The organism is Halomonas sp. AOP25-F1-15 (assembly GCF_052378675.1).
GTDB lineage: Bacteria > Pseudomonadota > Gammaproteobacteria > Pseudomonadales > Halomonadaceae > Vreelandella > Vreelandella casei.
In genome coordinates, this window is the sequence record NZ_JBQSXV010000002.1 from 415,873 (window position 1) to 430,646 (window position 14,774).

Genomic DNA, 14,774 nt, shown 5'->3' on the forward strand with positions numbered 1-14,774 from the left:
CTGTGTTTCTTTGCCAGCTGCCAGCACTTTTTTCAGGAATCGACGTTACATGACCCAGTTTGATGCCTCTCAGTACGGTGCGAGTTCCATCGAAGTCCTGTCCGGGCTCGAACCGGTACGTAAGCGTCCCGGTATGTATACCGACACCTCACGCCCCAACCATCTTGTTCAGGAAGTCATTGATAATAGCGTCGACGAAGCGCTGGCAGGTCACGCCTCAATCATCAACGTTGTGCTGCAAAGCGATGGCGGGATTGAAGTGCAGGATAACGGCCGAGGTATGCCTATCGACCTGCATCCAGAACACGGCGTATCGGGCGTTGAACTGATATTTACCAAGCTTCACTCAGGGGGTAAGTTTTCCTCCACAAGCTATCGCTTCTCGGGTGGCCTGCACGGCGTTGGGGTGTCGGTGGTTAACGCGCTCTCTCGTCGATTAGACGTAGAAGTGACCCGTAATGGCGCGCGCCACGCCATGGCCTTTGAGTTTGGTGAGAAGGTCGAAGAGCTGCATGAAATTGGCAAAGCGCCAAAGCGGGCGAGCGGCACTCTGGTGCGTTTCTGGCCAGATGAAAGCTATTTCGATAGCCCCAAATTAGCGCTAACGCGGCTGAAACATTTGCTGCGTGCCAAAGCGGTGCTTTGCCCAGGGCTAAAAGTTACGCTAGTAGAGCCGGATGGCACGTCCTCCGAGTGGGAGTTTGCTGACGGCCTGCGTGATTATTTGGTAGAAGCAACGGACGGTTATGAAGTGCTGCCCCGCGAGCCTTTTGTTGGCCACTTCAATGATGATGAACACGGCGTTGACTGGGCAATTCAGTGGCTACCCGAAGGCGGGGAGGCGCTGTTGGAAAGCTACGTGAACTTGATACCCACGCCCCAAGGCGGTACCCACGTAAACGGGTTTCGTTCCGGCCTGCTGGACGCGCTGCGCGAGTTTTGCGAATACCGCAGCCTGCTGCCTCGTGGCATCAAACTTACCGCTGATGATTTGTGGGAACGCACCTCGTTTGTGCTCTCGGTGAAAATGCTCGACCCGCAGTTTGCCGGACAAACCAAAGAGCGGCTGTCTTCGCGAACCATTGCAGGCTTTGTGTCGGGCGTTGTCAAAGACGCTTTCTCACTGTGGCTAAACCACCACGTCGATCAAGCCGAAGCGATTGCCGAAATGGTGATTAGCGCAGCGCAAAATCGCCAGAAAAAAGCCAAAAAAGTGCTGCGTAAAAAGGTCACGTCCGGCCCCGCACTGCCCGGTAAGCTGGCCGACTGTTCCGGGCAAGACCCCGCGCAAAGCGAGCTGTTTTTAGTGGAAGGCGACTCTGCCGGCGGTAGTGCCAAACAGGCGCGCAACCGTGAAACTCAGGCAATCCTGCCGCTGCGCGGTAAAATTCTGAATACCTGGGAAGTCGAGACTCATGACATCTACAGCTCTCAGGAAGTCCACGATATTGCGGTCGCCATTGGTGCTGACCCCGGCAGCGACGGCCTGGATAAACTTCGCTACCACAAAATTTGTATTCTCGCCGATGCCGACTCCGACGGCCTGCACATTGCCACGCTGCTGTGTGCGCTTTTTGTTCGTCATTTCCCAAGCCTGGTAGACGCCGGGCACGTTTATGTCGCGATGCCGCCGCTTTACCGCATCGATCTAGGTAAAGAAGTGCATTACGCCCTAGATGAAAGCGAAAAAGCCGCGATTCTTAAACAGCTGGCCAGTAAGCGCGGTACGCCTAACGTGCAGCGTTTTAAAGGCCTGGGTGAAATGAACCCGCTACAGTTACGTGAAACGACGATGGCGGTGGAAACCCGTCGACTGGTTCAGCTCACGTTGACCGAAGGTGACGGCACCATGGAAATTATGGATATGCTGCTGGCCAAAAAGCGTGCCGGTGACCGCAAAAAGTGGCTGGAAGATTACGGCAACCTCGCAGACATTGAGGTATAACCCCCGATGACCATGGATATTCAAGTAGCAGAGGGCGACGTCGAACGTTTGTCCCTGCGCGACTATACCGAAAAAGCCTACCTCGATTATTCGATGTACGTGATTCTCGACCGTGCGTTGCCCAATGTGGGCGACGGCATGAAACCCGTGCAGCGGCGCATTATTTACGCCATGCGCGAGCTGGCGCTGCACGCTAGTGCTAAGTATAAAAAGTCGGCGCGTACCGTCGGCGACGTGCTGGGTAAGTTTCACCCTCATGGCGACAGCGCTTGCTATGAAGCCATGGTGCTCATGGCACAGTCGTTTAGCTATCGCTATCCGCTGGTAGATGGTCAAGGCAACTGGGGCAGCCCCGATGACCCTAAGTCGTTTGCCGCCATGCGTTACACCGAAGCGAAGCTTTCCAAGTTTGCCGAAGTGCTGTTAGGCGAGCTAGGCCAAGGCACCGTTGATTGGGCGCCCAACTTTGATGGCACCATGCAGGAGCCGCTGGTGCTGCCCGCCAAATTGCCACACGTATTGCTAAACGGCGGTACGGGCATTGCGGTGGGTATGGCCACCGATATTCCGCCGCATAACGTAGCTGAAATTGTCGAGGCGACCTGTCATCTGCTGCGTAATCCAAAGGCGACCACCGCTGATTTAATGGCATTCGTGCCCGCGCCTGACTTTCCTACTGACGCGGAAATTATCACCCCGCCTGCGGACCTGCGTAAGCTCTATGAATCAGGCCGTGGCTCGGTGAAGCTGCGTGCGCGCTATATTCGTGAAGAAGCCAATATCGTTATTACCTCGGTGCCTTATCAGGTTAGCGGCGCCAAGGTGCTTGAGCAGATTGCCGCTCAAATGCAGGCTAAAAAGCTGCCCATGGTGGCCGACCTGCGCGATGAATCGACCCATGAAGAGCCAACGCGCTTGGTGATTGAACCGCGCTCCAGCCGCATTGACGTTGAGTCGCTGATGGCGCACCTGTTCGCCACGACCGATTTAGAAAAGAATGTACGCGTGAATATGAACGTGATCGGCCTGGATGGTCGGCCACGGGTGATGCCGCTGCCTGAAATGCTCGGCGAATGGCTGCAGTTTCGTCGCAGCACCGTACGTCGGCGTTTAGAGCATCGATTAGGTAAAGTCGAAGACCGCCTGCACATCTTGGAAGGCCTGCTGACTGCCTATCTGGATCTCGATGAAGTAATCCGCATCATTCGTGAGGAGGATGATCCCAAGGCTTCGCTAATTTCCACGTTTAGTCTTTCTGATCGACAAGCAGAAGCCATTTTAGAGCTGCGCCTGCGTCATCTGGCCAAGCTCGAAGAGATGAAAATTCGTGGCGAGCAGGATGAGCTGGAAAAAGAGCGTAAGTACTTGCAGGGTTTGCTGGGCAGCGAAGCTAAGCTCACCACGCTAATTGAAAAAGAAATTCGCGCCGCCGGTAAAGAGCACGGCGATGCGCGCCGCTCACCGCTCGTTAAGCGTGAAGAATCCAGAGCGCTTTCGGAAGTAGAGCTGCTGGGCGCTGACCCCATTACCGTGGTGTTATCAGACAAAGGCTGGATTCGAGCAGCCAAAGGGCATGATATCGATCCCGAGGGGCTTTCCTATAAAGCGGGTGATAGTTTCCAGCTTGCGGCGCGGGGCAAAACCAATCAACCGCTGGTCTTGCTGGATGATACCGGTCGTGCCTATACGCTGTCAGCGCATAATCTTCCCAGTGCTCGGGGCCAGGGTGAGCCGGTGACTGGGCGCGCCAATGTGGCGGCTGGGGCGAAAATGGCGGGGTTGATGTTTGCACCGCCCGAGCGGCGTTTCGTGCTGGCCACTGACGGCGGCTATGGTTTTGTCGCTAGGCTCGATACGCTCACCGGTAAAAACAAAGCCGGTAAAGCGGTACTGAGCCTGCCCAAGGGCTGTAACGTGATGGCGCCTATTGAGGTGCCGGAAGGCGAGGAGCTGTGGGTTGCTTCGGTATCAAATGAAGGGCGTTTACTGCTCTTCCCCTTGGCTCAATTGCCCGAGATGTCCAAAGGCAAAGGCAATAAAATGCTCGATATACCTGGCCCTAGAGCGGCACGCCGGGAAGAGTTTGTATGTGGGATTGTGGTATTAGCTGCCAGCGATGCACTGATGCTGCATGCCGGTAAGCGCAAACTGACGCTTAAAGCCGATGACTTGGCCTATTACCGCGGTGAGCGCGGACGGCGTGGCAGTAAACTACCGCGCGGTTTCCAAAAAGTAGATCGTTTAGAGGCAGGGGAATAAGTAATGGCACGCGGTAATTTTATTCTAACCGCCTTAGGGTCGCGTTTGACTGTGGATATTCAAGCGCAGGTAGACGCCTTAGTGGCACAATTTGGCCTTGAGCAGAAAAGTACCCAGCGGCTTGCCGATGCCTCACTGCTACAGAGCGACATAATTGATTGCATCGAGTACCGCCTGGTCGGTGACAGCGTTGATATTGAGGCGGTACGTAAAGCAGCATTAGCACTGGGTGAGACTCTAGGCGTGGATGTCGTCATCCAGGATGATCTGCGTGGCCAGGTTCAACCACGCCTGATCTGCTTTGACATGGACTCCACGCTTATCAAAGCTGAAGTGATTGACGAGCTTGCGCGTCGTCACGGGGTAGGAGACGAAGTCGCTGCGATTACCGAGCGCGCCATGCGTGGTGAGCTAGATTTTCAGCAGAGCTTTCGCGAGCGCATGAGTAAGCTAGCCGGTTTGGATGAGTCGGTGCTGGCGGATATCGCTAAAGAACTGCCGCTGATGGATGGCGTTGTACGTTTGATGGCTAACCTAAAGCGCTTGGGTTACCGCACGGCGATTCTCTCCGGCGGCTTTACCTACTTTGCTCGCTACTTGCAGGAGGCGTTAGGCTTCGACGAAATCCATGCTAACGAACTGGTGATTGAGAAGGGTAAGGTGACCGGTGACGTTCGCGAGCCTATTGTCGATGCCGAGCGCAAAGCGGAGCTATTAGCCGCCATTGCGGAGCGTGAAGGCTTTACCTTGAATCAAACCATTGCGGTGGGCGATGGTGCGAACGATCTAAAAATGCTCGCTAGTGCTGGCTTGGGCGTCGCGTTTCATGCCAAACCTGTGGTGCGTGGCCAGGCACGTCAGGCAATCTCAACGCTAGGCATTGATGCGTTGCTGTACGTGATGGGCTATCGTCAGCAGGATTTAACGCCTTAAAATGCATATAAGACGGTGCTTTTCAGCACCGCCTTATGTCGTTGGTGCGAGACGCTATGGGATTGCTTTTAACCATGGCCCTTGTCGGGATGTGGCACCGGTTTTTCGCCGACTTCTTCGGTCTTCAGTTCCAACGGTTTGCCCTGGGTTTTATCGGTATGTTTTAAGCGCATGTGCAGGCCGGATTTAGCCAGCAGGTGGGCGCTCACGGGGGCAGTGATAAACAAAAATAGCGTAATGAGCATCTCTTGAATATCCGGCTTACCGTCCACGCTCCAGAAATACAGCATCGAAGCAATCAGCATGCAGCCGATACCTAGCGTGGTGGCTTTGGTAGGGCCGTGCAGGCGCATATAAAAATCGTGTAGGTGAGCCATGCCCAGCGAACCGATAAAAACGAACACACCGCCCGCGATCAACAGCAGTGAAATAATCCCTTCCACTATTATCGACATAGCCACTGCTCCCTGTTGTCGGCGTCCATTATGTGCGTCATTCGATAATATCTCCGCGCAAAATATATTTACACACTGCCACAGTACTGATGAACCCTAGCATGGCGATCAATAGCGCTGACTCGAAATACGTTTTGCTGTTAAGCCATAGCCCCAAGAGCACAATGAGCGCAATTGAGTTTACGTACATGGTATCCAGCGCTAATACCCGATCAGGTAGGCTAGGACCGATGGTGAGCCGATAAAGGTTCAGCAGTAGTGCCATCACGACCAGGGTTAAGGTGATGTAGAGTGCAATACTTAACATTCGTAAATCTCCTTAAGGGGGCGTTCATAGCGCTCGCGTATTTGCTCGATCAGCACCTCTTCATCATCCACGTCTAAGGCGTGAATCAGCAGTGATTTACCGTCCAGGCGTAAGTTAGCCGAGACGGTGCCCGGCGTCAGGCTAATAGTGCTGGCCAGTAGGGTGATGGTGAATCGTTCTTCAAGTATCAGCGGGTATTCAATAAAATGGGGGCGAAGCTTGCGCCAAGGGTTGGTAATTAAGTAAGCCACTTCAAAGTTGGCGATGACTATATCGCCGAGCACTCGAAAGAAAAAGCGCAGTAGAGCGAAAGGCTTGGCGATCCTTGGGCGTGCATCCCAAAAGCGGTGGGTCAGCAGGGGAATCAAAATGGCTAAGGAGCCGCCTAACACAAACTGACCAATGGCGTAGCTGCGCACTAACAGCAGCCAAACTACCAATAGTAATAGGGATAAAACAGGCGTGGGCAGCCAGGCGCGTGGAGCAATCATTGTGCTTCTCCTGCATCAGTAGCTTGATCAGGCAGTAGCGTGCGGATAAGCACCTGCGGATTAGCGAGTTGCTCAGCCGTGGCCTGTGTATAGCTACTCACTGGCCCAGCCAATGCCACTAACAGGGGAGCCGCGCTAAGTAGCCAGATAACGCCAAACCACTGGCGATACGGTAGCGGACTGCCGCTAATGTTGCCGCGGTAGCTGCGCCAAAACAACGTAGACCCCGCGCGCGCCAGGGCGACCATGGAACACAGCCCCGCGACCAGTAGCAGCGGCCATAGCCATAGCCGCTGAGTGCCTTCTGCTGAATTGAGCATCAGAGCTTTGCCAATGGCGCCTGACAGTGGCGGCATGCCCGCTACGGCGATCGCGCCTGCAAAAAAAAGAATCCCTAGCGCGGTACCTTGCACCATGGGGCGGCCCTTAACTAGTCGGGTACCGGCTTTGCCACGCTGCAGGCCGATCATTTCTGCTAACAGAAACAGTCCGCCGGTAATCAGCGTCGTATGTATCAAGTAGTACAAGAGTGCCGAGATCGCTTGAGGCGTGCCTATGCCGATGCCGGCCAGCAGCGTACCCACTGATACCAGCACTAAATACGCAACCAATAGGCGTAAGTCGCGTGCGGCCATTACGCCAGCGCCTGCGGCTGCAATAGTGGCCAGCGACAGCCACCAAACCCAGGGCTGCTCCAGTGCTTCCAAATCACCCGCACTATCACCAAAAATTAACGAATAGACACGTAGGATGGCGTAAACACCCACCTTCGTCATAATGGCGAAAAGGGCGGCGACCGGTGCCGGCGCTGACGCATAGGCTTTGGGCAGCCAAAAATACAGCGGCAGCATAGCGGATTTTAAAGCAAAAACGACTAGCAGCATCAGTGCGCCAGCGGTGACTAAGCCTTCGCGCTCAACCGGCAGGTCAGCCACCCGAATCGCCATATCGGCCATATTGAGGGTGCCCGTTGCGCCATAGAGTATGCCCACTGCGATTAAAAACAGCGAAGAACCCGCTAGGTTGAGCACCACATAGTGCACGCTGGCTTGAATGCGCGCTTTGCCACCGCCGTGCAGCAGCAGCGCGTAAGACGCCAGCAGCAGTACTTCGAAAAAGACGAAAAGGTTGAATAGGTCGCCGGTTAAAAAGGCGCCGTTTATCCCCAGCAGCTGCCATTGAAAAAGACCATGGAAATTGCTGCCTTTTTCGTCGTCACCCGCGCAGGCAAACACCACGGCACCCACTGCTAGGGTGGCGGTTAACAGCACCATTAACGCAGAGAGGCGATCCAGAACCAGCACGATACCAAAGGGTGCCTGCCAATCGCCCAGCGCGTAGTAAGTCACGTCACCGCTGGCGGCTTGGCGTACTAAGCCTATTGCCACCAGTAGTAACAGCAGCGTAGCCGCCACGCTAACCGTGCGCTTATAGCGCACTAATCCTTGGCGCTGATAGAGCATTAAGATGCCCGCAATCAGTGGCAGGACAACAGGAAAAACAATCAGGTGCTGCATCATTCTCGGTCTTCCTTATTGCCGTCGACGTGGTCGTTGCCCACTTCGCTGCGTGCCCGCATTGCCAGGATCACCACAAAAGCCGTCATTGCAAAGCCGATAACGATGGCGGTAAGCACCAGCGCTTGAGGAAGAGGGTCGGCAACGTTTCCGCCCTCGGACACAATCGCGGCGCCGTCAGTGGTCAGTCCGCCCATCGAAAACAGAAACAGGTTTACCGCGTAAGAGAGCAGCGTAAGGCCCACCACGACGGGAAAGGTACGGCCTCTTAACGTGAGATAGAGACCAGAAGCGGTCAATACACCGGTGGTCATCGCGTAAAGCAATTCCATTAACGGGGCTCCTGAGTAGCTGAAGAGGCTGGGGGGGCGTCGATATCTTTTTCCGTCGCTTCGGTCACCGGGCGATGCGCGGTGGTGACTTTACCAAGGTTGGCAAGAATCATCAGCGTGGCCCCGACGACGGCCAAGTACACGCCCAGATCAAACAGCAGTGCGGTGGCCAGCTCAAACGTGCCGATCAGTGGAAGACTAAAATAGCCGAAAGCGGAGGTTAAGAACGGATGCCCAAACAGCCAGCTGCCTAGTCCGGTGAGCGTGGCCACGGCCACCCCGATAACCGCCACTGGTTGGAATGGGAAATCCAAACGTTCCTGTGCCCACGCCACGCCACGCGCCATATACAGCAGAATAAGCGCCACGGCGGTAATTAAGCCGGCAATAAACCCGCCGCCTGGCTGGTTGTGGCCGCGCAAGAAAATAAACGCAGAGACCAGCAGCGCCAACGGAAGCAGCGTCATTGAAATGGAGGTAAGCACCGCAGGGTAACGGTCAGGGGACCATACACGGCCTTCGCCGTCGCTGTGCGGCATAAACAGACGCAGGCGATTCAATAGCTTAAATATCGCTAAGCCCGCGATGGCCAGCACGGTAATTTCACCCAGGGTATCGAAGCCACGGAAGTCGACCAATATAACGTTGACTACGTTATAGCCACCGCCGCCAGGCTTACTGTTTTCTAAAAAGAAGCTAGAAATTGACTGGGTATCATGGGTCATGACCGTATAGTTAAGGCTAGCAACGACTAACCCTAGCGACCCCGCCAGCAACATATCGCGAATATTACGCAGCGGGCTGGATTCTCTAGGGGTTTTCTGCGGTAAGAAAAATAGCGCCAGCATCAGCAGAATCATGGTCACAACTTCGACCGAAAGCTGTGTCAGGGCAAGGTCGGGCGCTGAGAAACGGGCAAAGGTGAGAGCAACAAACAGGCCCACCACCGATAGCATTAGCAGCGAAATAAGCCGATAGCGGTGAGTGGCAGCGGTCGCTATGCCACCGAACATCAGCATTCCCGCGCCTAAAATCAGCACGCCATCTAAGGGTTGATTGCCCGCCGCGCCGGTTAAATCGGGTATTTGAACGAGGCCTATGCCGCCCATTAATAGCGCCGCTAACCATAGCCAGCCTACATAGCGCTGTAAGGAATTACCGTCGAGCGTAGTAATAAGCTGTTCGGCGCGAAAGCTAATGGCAATAAGAATACGTTCAAATATGCGGCGAGCATCCACGCCCACAAACTGCTGAGTAAAACGTTGAACGTTGCCGTAGCGCCAATAAAGCGCAATGCCGGCTACAAAAGCGAGCACACTCATCATCAGCGGCAGGTTGACGCCATGCCAGATCGCCAGGTGGATATCCAGAGGGCTACCAATCACGGCCAGGCTAGCAAGTTCTAAGATGTTGGTGGCCATCACTGCGGGAAATAACCCGACCACCACGCACAAGGCAACCAGTATTTCCATCGGCAGGCGCATCAGGCGAGGCGGCTCGTGAGGCGTCTTAGGCGGTGCTTCGCGAGCGGGCTTGAAGAAGACTGCGTGGACCAAGCGCAGCGAGTAGGCCACCGACAGAACGCCGCCGATCGTTGCTAGCGCGGGCAATAGCCAGCTTATTCCGCCGAACACGGGGGTTGCCAGCGTCTCGGTAAAGAACATTTCTTTAGATAAGAAACCGTTTAACAGTGGGACACCCGCCATGGACGCTGCCGCCAACGTGGTTAGCAGCGCCGTGACAGGCATCGCTTTTCTCAGGCCACCCAACTGCTTAAGTTCGCGGGAACCGGCTTCGTGATCAATGATGCCCGCACTCATAAACAGCGCGGCTTTGAAAGTGGCGTGATTGAGAATATGAAAAAGGGCCGCCAAAATTGCCATTGGGCTGCCAATGCCCAGTAGCACGGTAATCAAGCCGAGATGGCTAACCGTGGAAAACGCTAATATGCCTTTCAGGTCGCTCTTGATCAGTGCAAACCACGCGCCATACAGCATCGTTATAATGCCGACCAGCGAGACAACCACGCTCCATAGCTCGCTGCCGGCAATCGCAGGATGCAGTCGCGCCATCAGGAAAATGCCCGCTTTAACCATGGTGGCAGAGTGTAGGTAGGCCGACACCGGCGTGGGAGCGGCCATTGCGTGGGGCAGCCAAAAATGAAAAGGAAACTGCGCTGATTTGGTAAACGCGCCGAGTAATACTAAGCACAGCATCAGTGGGTAGCGCGGGTCGGCAAGAATTGCGTCGCCGCTTGCTAATACGTCGCCCATGCTGAAACTGCCCGCCATGTTGCCAAGCAGTAGCAAGCCCGCCAACAGGGCAAGCCCACCGGCACCAGTGATCGTTAGCGCCATTCGGGCGCCCTTACGAGCATCTGATTGATGTGACCAATAACCAATAAGTAAGAATGACGAGAGGCTGGTTAACTCCCAGAAAAACCAGAGCAGAATCAAATTGTCCGACATTGAAATGCCCACCATTGATGCCATAAATAGCATCAAGAAGGCGTAAAATCGGCCAAACGGCTCATCTTTTGCGAGATAGTAATGGGCATAAAGTATAATCAGTAGCCCAATGCCCAGTATCAGCAGGTTAAACAGCAGCGATAACCCGTCCAGCCGAAACGCTAAGTTTAGCGCTAGTTCCGGCATCCAGGTGGCTGAAAAACGCAGCTGCTCGCCATCTTGTAGCGCCGGCACGTTGAGTAGCGTCATTGCTAGCGCGGTCGCTGGTAGCACGGCGGTTGTCAGTGAACAGACACTGCGACCAAATCGTGCGGTGAGTAGCGGCACCAGTACGCCTAGCAAAGGCAACAAGGCTATCCAAAGCAATGTCATGGGTGTCATCCAGCGGCTAAGTTAAAAAAGTCAAAAGAACACCTCCAGAGCGCCTGGAGAGGGTTCTGGTGGTGCAGGATACATCAAGTGGAACAAGAGGATATCACTTGTGCAGTAGCTGTGTAATTTTAGTATAAAGTGTGCCGGTCAACCGATGAGAGATTTTTTGTTCCATGAGTGAACCCTTTAATACCTGGCAAGCCCGTTTTGAAAAGCTGCGATCAAACAAGCTTTTCGAAGCCGTAGTGATTGCCATTATCGTTATTTCGGCCTTAGTGATAGGGGCCAAAACCTATGAAGAAACCTCTCGGATTGAGCAGTGGCTGCTGTATTTAGATGTCGCCGTCACTATCTTCTTTTTGATAGAAATTTTAATCAGGATGGCCGCTGAGCGCACTCTTCTGAGCTTCTTCAAAAAGGGCTGGAACGTTTTTGATTTTCTGATTGTGACCGCCAGTTTAATCCCTATGGATGACTCTGAAATGGTCCTGTTGGCGCGGCTGCTGCGTATTTTCAGAGTGCTGCGATTGGTGTCGATGATTCCTGAACTGCAGATGCTGCTCAATGCCCTGGTGAAGTCGGTGCCGCGGATGGGCTATGTCGTTCTGCTGATGTTTATCATTTTCTATATTTATGCCGCCATTGGCAGCTTTCTATTTCATACCGTTGATGAGGGGCTGTGGGGCAATATTTCGCTGGCGATGCTAACGCTGTTCCAGGTGGCGACCTTTGAAAGCTGGGCGACGGCCGTGCTTTATCCCACCATGGAAGTTTATCCCTATGCCTGGATCTTCTTTTTAACGTTTATCTTTCTGAATGCCTTTATTTTCCTCAACATGATGATTGGCATCGTGTTGGACGTGATGCAGAAGGAGAGTGCGCTACTCGATTTAGAGGATGATGACGGTGATGCTGCCCAAATGAAGGGGCTGCGTAGCGATGTGCGGGATTTACGCGCACAGCTTGACCGAATGGAATCAGCGCTGGCTCAGCGCGACGGGCACTCGCCACAGAAGGATTCAGTTAGTAACCATACTGACCATTGATGATATTTTTTTGCCGTTTGAAAGCAAAGCGGGTTGGCCCTTTGCAATGCAAAGGGCCACCCCGTCAGGCTACGCTACTTTAACGTAGGTTTTACTGGCGTTACTCAGGTAGTGCGTAGACCGCGATTTGATCGCCGACCTGATCCTTGAGAATGGAGTTACCGCCGGCGATAAAGGCAACGTATTGACGGCCTTCATATTCGTAGACGGCAGGAATGGACACAGACGGCGCCTGTGCTTGATCAGACCACAGCTCTTCACCTGTTTCCAGAGAGTAGGCACGCACCTTGGCATCCATCGATGCGCCGATGAAGATAATGCCGCCAGCCGTTATCGCAGGGCCGCCAATAGTAGGTGAGCCCCAGCTCTCTGGCATGAAGAAGCCATACTGTTGCGATACGCCTACTGGCCGACGCCATTTGACGTCGCCGGTGGTCATATCCAGCGCCACAAGTTCACCGAAAGGCGGTTCCCAGCAAGGCATGCCAAGCCAGTTGCGGGCTACCTCAAGACGCATGCCATAGGGCGCGCCAGCTTGAGGTGAAAAACCACTCTCGTTGCCTGAACCGCTATCCGCTTTATCGTAATCTTCCCGGCTGTAAAGTTTCACGTATTGCACGATGTGAGACGTGTTGACCACCGCAATCTGGTTCTCAGGGTCAAAGGCAACGCCTCCCCACTGAACGCCGCCGGAGCTGTCTGGGTAAGTGAGTGCACCTTCGCCTTGGGTGGTTGGCGGGGTGTACATGCCTTCATACCAAAGATCTTCCCACAGCGCTGAACATTGGCCAAAGCTCACCGCGTCGGCAAGTGCCCACACCTTAGGCTTCTCTGATTGGTCTAGTAGTGGTGCGGGCTTCGTTGGGAAGGGTTGAGTCGGGGCGTAAACCTCGCCTTCAACCGAGCCATCGCCGCCTGGCACCGGGCGTTCCTCAATAGGCCAAACGTCTTCGCCGGTTTCACGGTTTACGACGAACAGGAAGCCCATTTTGGTTGCTTGGATCAGAGCCGGAATCTCTTCGCCGTCCACGGTAATATCCATCAGCGTGGGGGCCGAGTTAATATCGTAATCCCAGATGTCGTGATGTACCCATTGGCGCGACCACACTACCTCGCCAGTTTCGATATCGAGTGCCGCCGTCGACGTCGCTAGTGGGGCGCTCTCGGTACGGTTGCCGCCCCAGTAGTTGGGTGACGGCGAGGAGACGGGCAGATAGACCAATCCAAGCTCTTCGTCCGCTGACATGTGCGTCCAGACGTTTGCTGTGCCGCTTTGCTCACGCATTTCTTCGGGCAGTACCTCAAACGTCCACTCACGCTCGCCGGTACGCGCGTTGATCGAGAACACGTTGCCTGGAGGCGCCTGCTCAAACGCCCAGTCTTTGCCTGCCCAGCCGAGTATTAGATGATCACCGACCACGGTCGGCGGCTGCAGCAGCGAAAGCGGCCACTCAGCGTTGGTGTTATTCCACTGGTTCACATCCAGTACGCCATTGTCGGCAAAGCTGGCACACGGCTGGCCGCTATCGGCATCGACTGCGAACAGCTGCGCATCCATGGTGCCTAGATAGACGATCTTCTGGCAGGCTTCCCCAGCGTCAGGCTCATCGGCTTCCCAGTAAGCGACGCCACGATTTTTTAAGGCGGGCTGGGTCAAGGCTTCGAGAGTGGACTGTGTGTCAAAGCTCCACTTTTCTTCGCCAGTACCCGGGTCAAGCGCCAGAATGCGGTAGAACGGCGTGCCGATATAGAGCGTATCGTTGGCGAATACCGGCGTTGCGGACCAGACGGTCGGCGGCAGATCGCCGTGCCCATCTGAAACATCGCCGGTATGCACTTCCCAGACCTTCTCTAGGTCACCCACGTTGTCGGTATTAATCTGCTCAAGCGGACTGTACTTTTGCGCATTGAGCTGGCCGTGAAAGCTATTCCAGATCGGCTCGCCGGGTACTAGTGGAATCGGGTCAGCGTCAGCCTGTTGTCCTTGTGGCTGGGAGCGAGTCTCTGGCGAGCCTGGTTGATCTTGTGCTAGCAGCGTGAGCGGCGTTAGACAAGCGGCTATAACGGTAGCTGTGCCCAACCCAGATGTAACTGCTTTGAAGCGGGTATTGATAACAGGTAAAAAAATCGGCATGGACGGCTCCTCAGGCGTGGGTGGGGCGGGCATGGGATGATGGACGAGCCATATCAATAATAAGGCCAATCAGACCGACCACCATGGCAGCGTCGACCCACCACTGGTGCAGGAGAAATCCAGCGAAGAAAGTGCCGGCAAGTCCAATAAGGATCAGCAGTCGCAATACGATAATGGCGCCTCGCCCGGTGGCCACCATAAGAAGCAGCGCCATCACCGCAAGTGCAAAACAAGCCGCGCTAGCGACTAGCGCACCGAGTGTGCCGGTGACCCCGGTCAGCGGTGTGAAGTAGGCATAGAGGGCGATGGCTAGCCCGACGAGCGAAGCTATCAATAGCACGATAGCGCCCATTTTAGCCCTGAGTGGTTGCGACATGGCGTTCTGGTCTCCAGGTGGGAATGCCCTAACACGAACTAAATATTGAGAATAAAGTTAGCCTGGTAACTTTATCATAGGGCTATGTTTGTTCGCATCTAATTTGCCCGTAGATGCTGGTTGTTTCTTCTGAAGTGTT

The 14,774-nt window shown here is 54.6% G+C and carries 12 protein-coding genes; 4 read left to right on the forward strand and 8 right to left on the reverse strand.

The annotated features are described in order from the left end of the window. Positions 1–49: 49 nt before the first annotated feature. Genes parE through serB form a run of 3 tightly spaced genes read left to right on the forward strand, consistent with a single transcriptional unit; the run spans position 50 to position 5,137 of the window. A complete protein-coding gene (gene parE, locus ACT3TF_RS05230) occupies positions 50–1,945 on the forward strand; it encodes a DNA topoisomerase IV subunit B (RefSeq protein WP_441685963.1) in 1,896 nt (631 codons plus the stop codon). A gap of 6 nt (positions 1,946–1,951) precedes the next feature. Next, on the forward strand, positions 1,952–4,204 hold the full coding sequence (gene parC, locus ACT3TF_RS05235; protein ID WP_444671723.1) for a DNA topoisomerase IV subunit A: 2,253 nt from the start codon (positions 1,952–1,954) through the stop codon (positions 4,202–4,204). A gap of 3 nt (positions 4,205–4,207) precedes the next feature. After that, positions 4,208–5,137: a phosphoserine phosphatase SerB gene (serB, locus tag ACT3TF_RS05240; protein ID WP_444671724.1), complete on the forward strand. Its 930-nt coding sequence runs from the start codon at positions 4,208–4,210 to the stop codon at positions 5,135–5,137. A 68-nt stretch (positions 5,138–5,205) separates the two neighbouring features. Here the strand turns inward: serB and ACT3TF_RS05245 are convergent, their stop codons facing one another. From ACT3TF_RS05245 to ACT3TF_RS05270, 6 genes are read right to left on the reverse strand one after another with little or no spacing between them, the layout of a single operon-like run. Beyond that, entirely contained in the window at positions 5,206–5,592 is a 387-nt protein-coding gene (locus tag ACT3TF_RS05245; protein ID WP_441685969.1) for a Na+/H+ antiporter subunit G, read from the reverse strand. Between the two features lie 37 nt (positions 5,593–5,629). Continuing rightward, positions 5,630–5,899 (reverse strand): K+/H+ antiporter subunit F, encoded by a 270-nt coding sequence (locus tag ACT3TF_RS05250; RefSeq protein ID WP_096280932.1) that lies wholly within the window; start codon positions 5,897–5,899, stop codon positions 5,630–5,632. After that, complete coding sequence (locus ACT3TF_RS05255; RefSeq protein WP_096280930.1) at positions 5,893–6,390, reverse strand: Na+/H+ antiporter subunit E; 498 nt, start codon at positions 6,388–6,390, stop codon at positions 5,893–5,895. Before ACT3TF_RS05255 ends, ACT3TF_RS05250 begins: the two co-directional genes overlap by 7 nt. Beyond that, positions 6,387–7,910, reverse strand: coding sequence for a monovalent cation/H+ antiporter subunit D (locus ACT3TF_RS05260; protein ID WP_096280928.1), 1,524 nt, complete (start codon positions 7,908–7,910; stop codon positions 6,387–6,389). The genes ACT3TF_RS05255 and ACT3TF_RS05260 overlap by 4 nt, the downstream gene beginning before the upstream one ends. Then, the gene (locus tag ACT3TF_RS05265) at positions 7,907–8,239 is read right to left on the reverse strand and encodes a Na+/H+ antiporter subunit C (RefSeq protein ID WP_096280926.1); all 333 of its coding nucleotides are present in this window, start codon (positions 8,237–8,239) and stop codon (positions 7,907–7,909) included. Before ACT3TF_RS05265 ends, ACT3TF_RS05260 begins: the two co-directional genes overlap by 4 nt. Next, positions 8,239–11,079: a monovalent cation/H+ antiporter subunit A gene (locus ACT3TF_RS05270; protein ID WP_444671725.1), complete on the reverse strand. Its 2,841-nt coding sequence runs from the start codon at positions 11,077–11,079 to the stop codon at positions 8,239–8,241. Before ACT3TF_RS05270 ends, ACT3TF_RS05265 begins: the two co-directional genes overlap by 1 nt. 173 nt (positions 11,080–11,252) lie before the next feature. On the opposite strand from ACT3TF_RS05270, the gene ACT3TF_RS05275 reads away from it, so the two are divergent. Continuing rightward, a complete protein-coding gene (locus ACT3TF_RS05275) occupies positions 11,253–12,125 on the forward strand; it encodes an ion transporter (RefSeq protein WP_444671726.1) in 873 nt (290 codons plus the stop codon). Between the two features lie 100 nt (positions 12,126–12,225). Here the strand turns inward: ACT3TF_RS05275 and ACT3TF_RS05280 are convergent, their stop codons facing one another. After that, entirely contained in the window at positions 12,226–14,259 is a 2,034-nt protein-coding gene (locus ACT3TF_RS05280) for a pyrroloquinoline quinone-dependent dehydrogenase (RefSeq protein ID WP_444671727.1), read from the reverse strand. Between the two features lie 10 nt (positions 14,260–14,269). Continuing rightward, entirely contained in the window at positions 14,270–14,635 is a 366-nt protein-coding gene (locus ACT3TF_RS05285; RefSeq protein ID WP_441685976.1) for a hypothetical protein, read from the reverse strand. Between the last annotated feature and the right edge of the window lie 139 nt (positions 14,636–14,774).

What these genes read in the sequence shown, in the direction of transcription:
- ACT3TF_RS05285 (WP_441685976.1), bottom strand. Translation starts at nt 14,635, where the DNA reads ATGTCGCAACCACTCAGGGCTAAAATGGGCGCTATCGTGCTATTGATA.
- ACT3TF_RS05260 (WP_096280928.1), bottom strand. Translation starts at nt 7,910, where the DNA reads ATGATGCAGCACCTGATTGTTTTTCCTGTTGTCCTGCCACTGATTGCG.
- serB (WP_444671724.1), top strand. Translation starts at nt 4,208, where the DNA reads ATGGCACGCGGTAATTTTATTCTAACCGCCTTAGGGTCGCGTTTGACT.
- ACT3TF_RS05250 (WP_096280932.1), bottom strand. Translation starts at nt 5,899, where the DNA reads ATGTTAAGTATTGCACTCTACATCACCTTAACCCTGGTCGTGATGGCA.
- ACT3TF_RS05275 (WP_444671726.1), top strand. Translation starts at nt 11,253, where the DNA reads ATGAGTGAACCCTTTAATACCTGGCAAGCCCGTTTTGAAAAGCTGCGA.
- parC (WP_444671723.1), top strand. Translation starts at nt 1,952, where the DNA reads ATGACCATGGATATTCAAGTAGCAGAGGGCGACGTCGAACGTTTGTCC.
- ACT3TF_RS05245 (WP_441685969.1), bottom strand. Translation starts at nt 5,592, where the DNA reads ATGTCGATAATAGTGGAAGGGATTATTTCACTGCTGTTGATCGCGGGC.
- ACT3TF_RS05265 (WP_096280926.1), bottom strand. Translation starts at nt 8,239, where the DNA reads ATGGAATTGCTTTACGCGATGACCACCGGTGTATTGACCGCTTCTGGT.
- ACT3TF_RS05255 (WP_096280930.1), bottom strand. Translation starts at nt 6,390, where the DNA reads ATGATTGCTCCACGCGCCTGGCTGCCCACGCCTGTTTTATCCCTATTA.
- ACT3TF_RS05270 (WP_444671725.1), bottom strand. Translation starts at nt 11,079, where the DNA reads ATGACATTGCTTTGGATAGCCTTGTTGCCTTTGCTAGGCGTACTGGTG.
- ACT3TF_RS05280 (WP_444671727.1), bottom strand. Translation starts at nt 14,259, where the DNA reads ATGCCGATTTTTTTACCTGTTATCAATACCCGCTTCAAAGCAGTTACA.
- parE (WP_441685963.1), top strand. Translation starts at nt 50, where the DNA reads ATGACCCAGTTTGATGCCTCTCAGTACGGTGCGAGTTCCATCGAAGTC.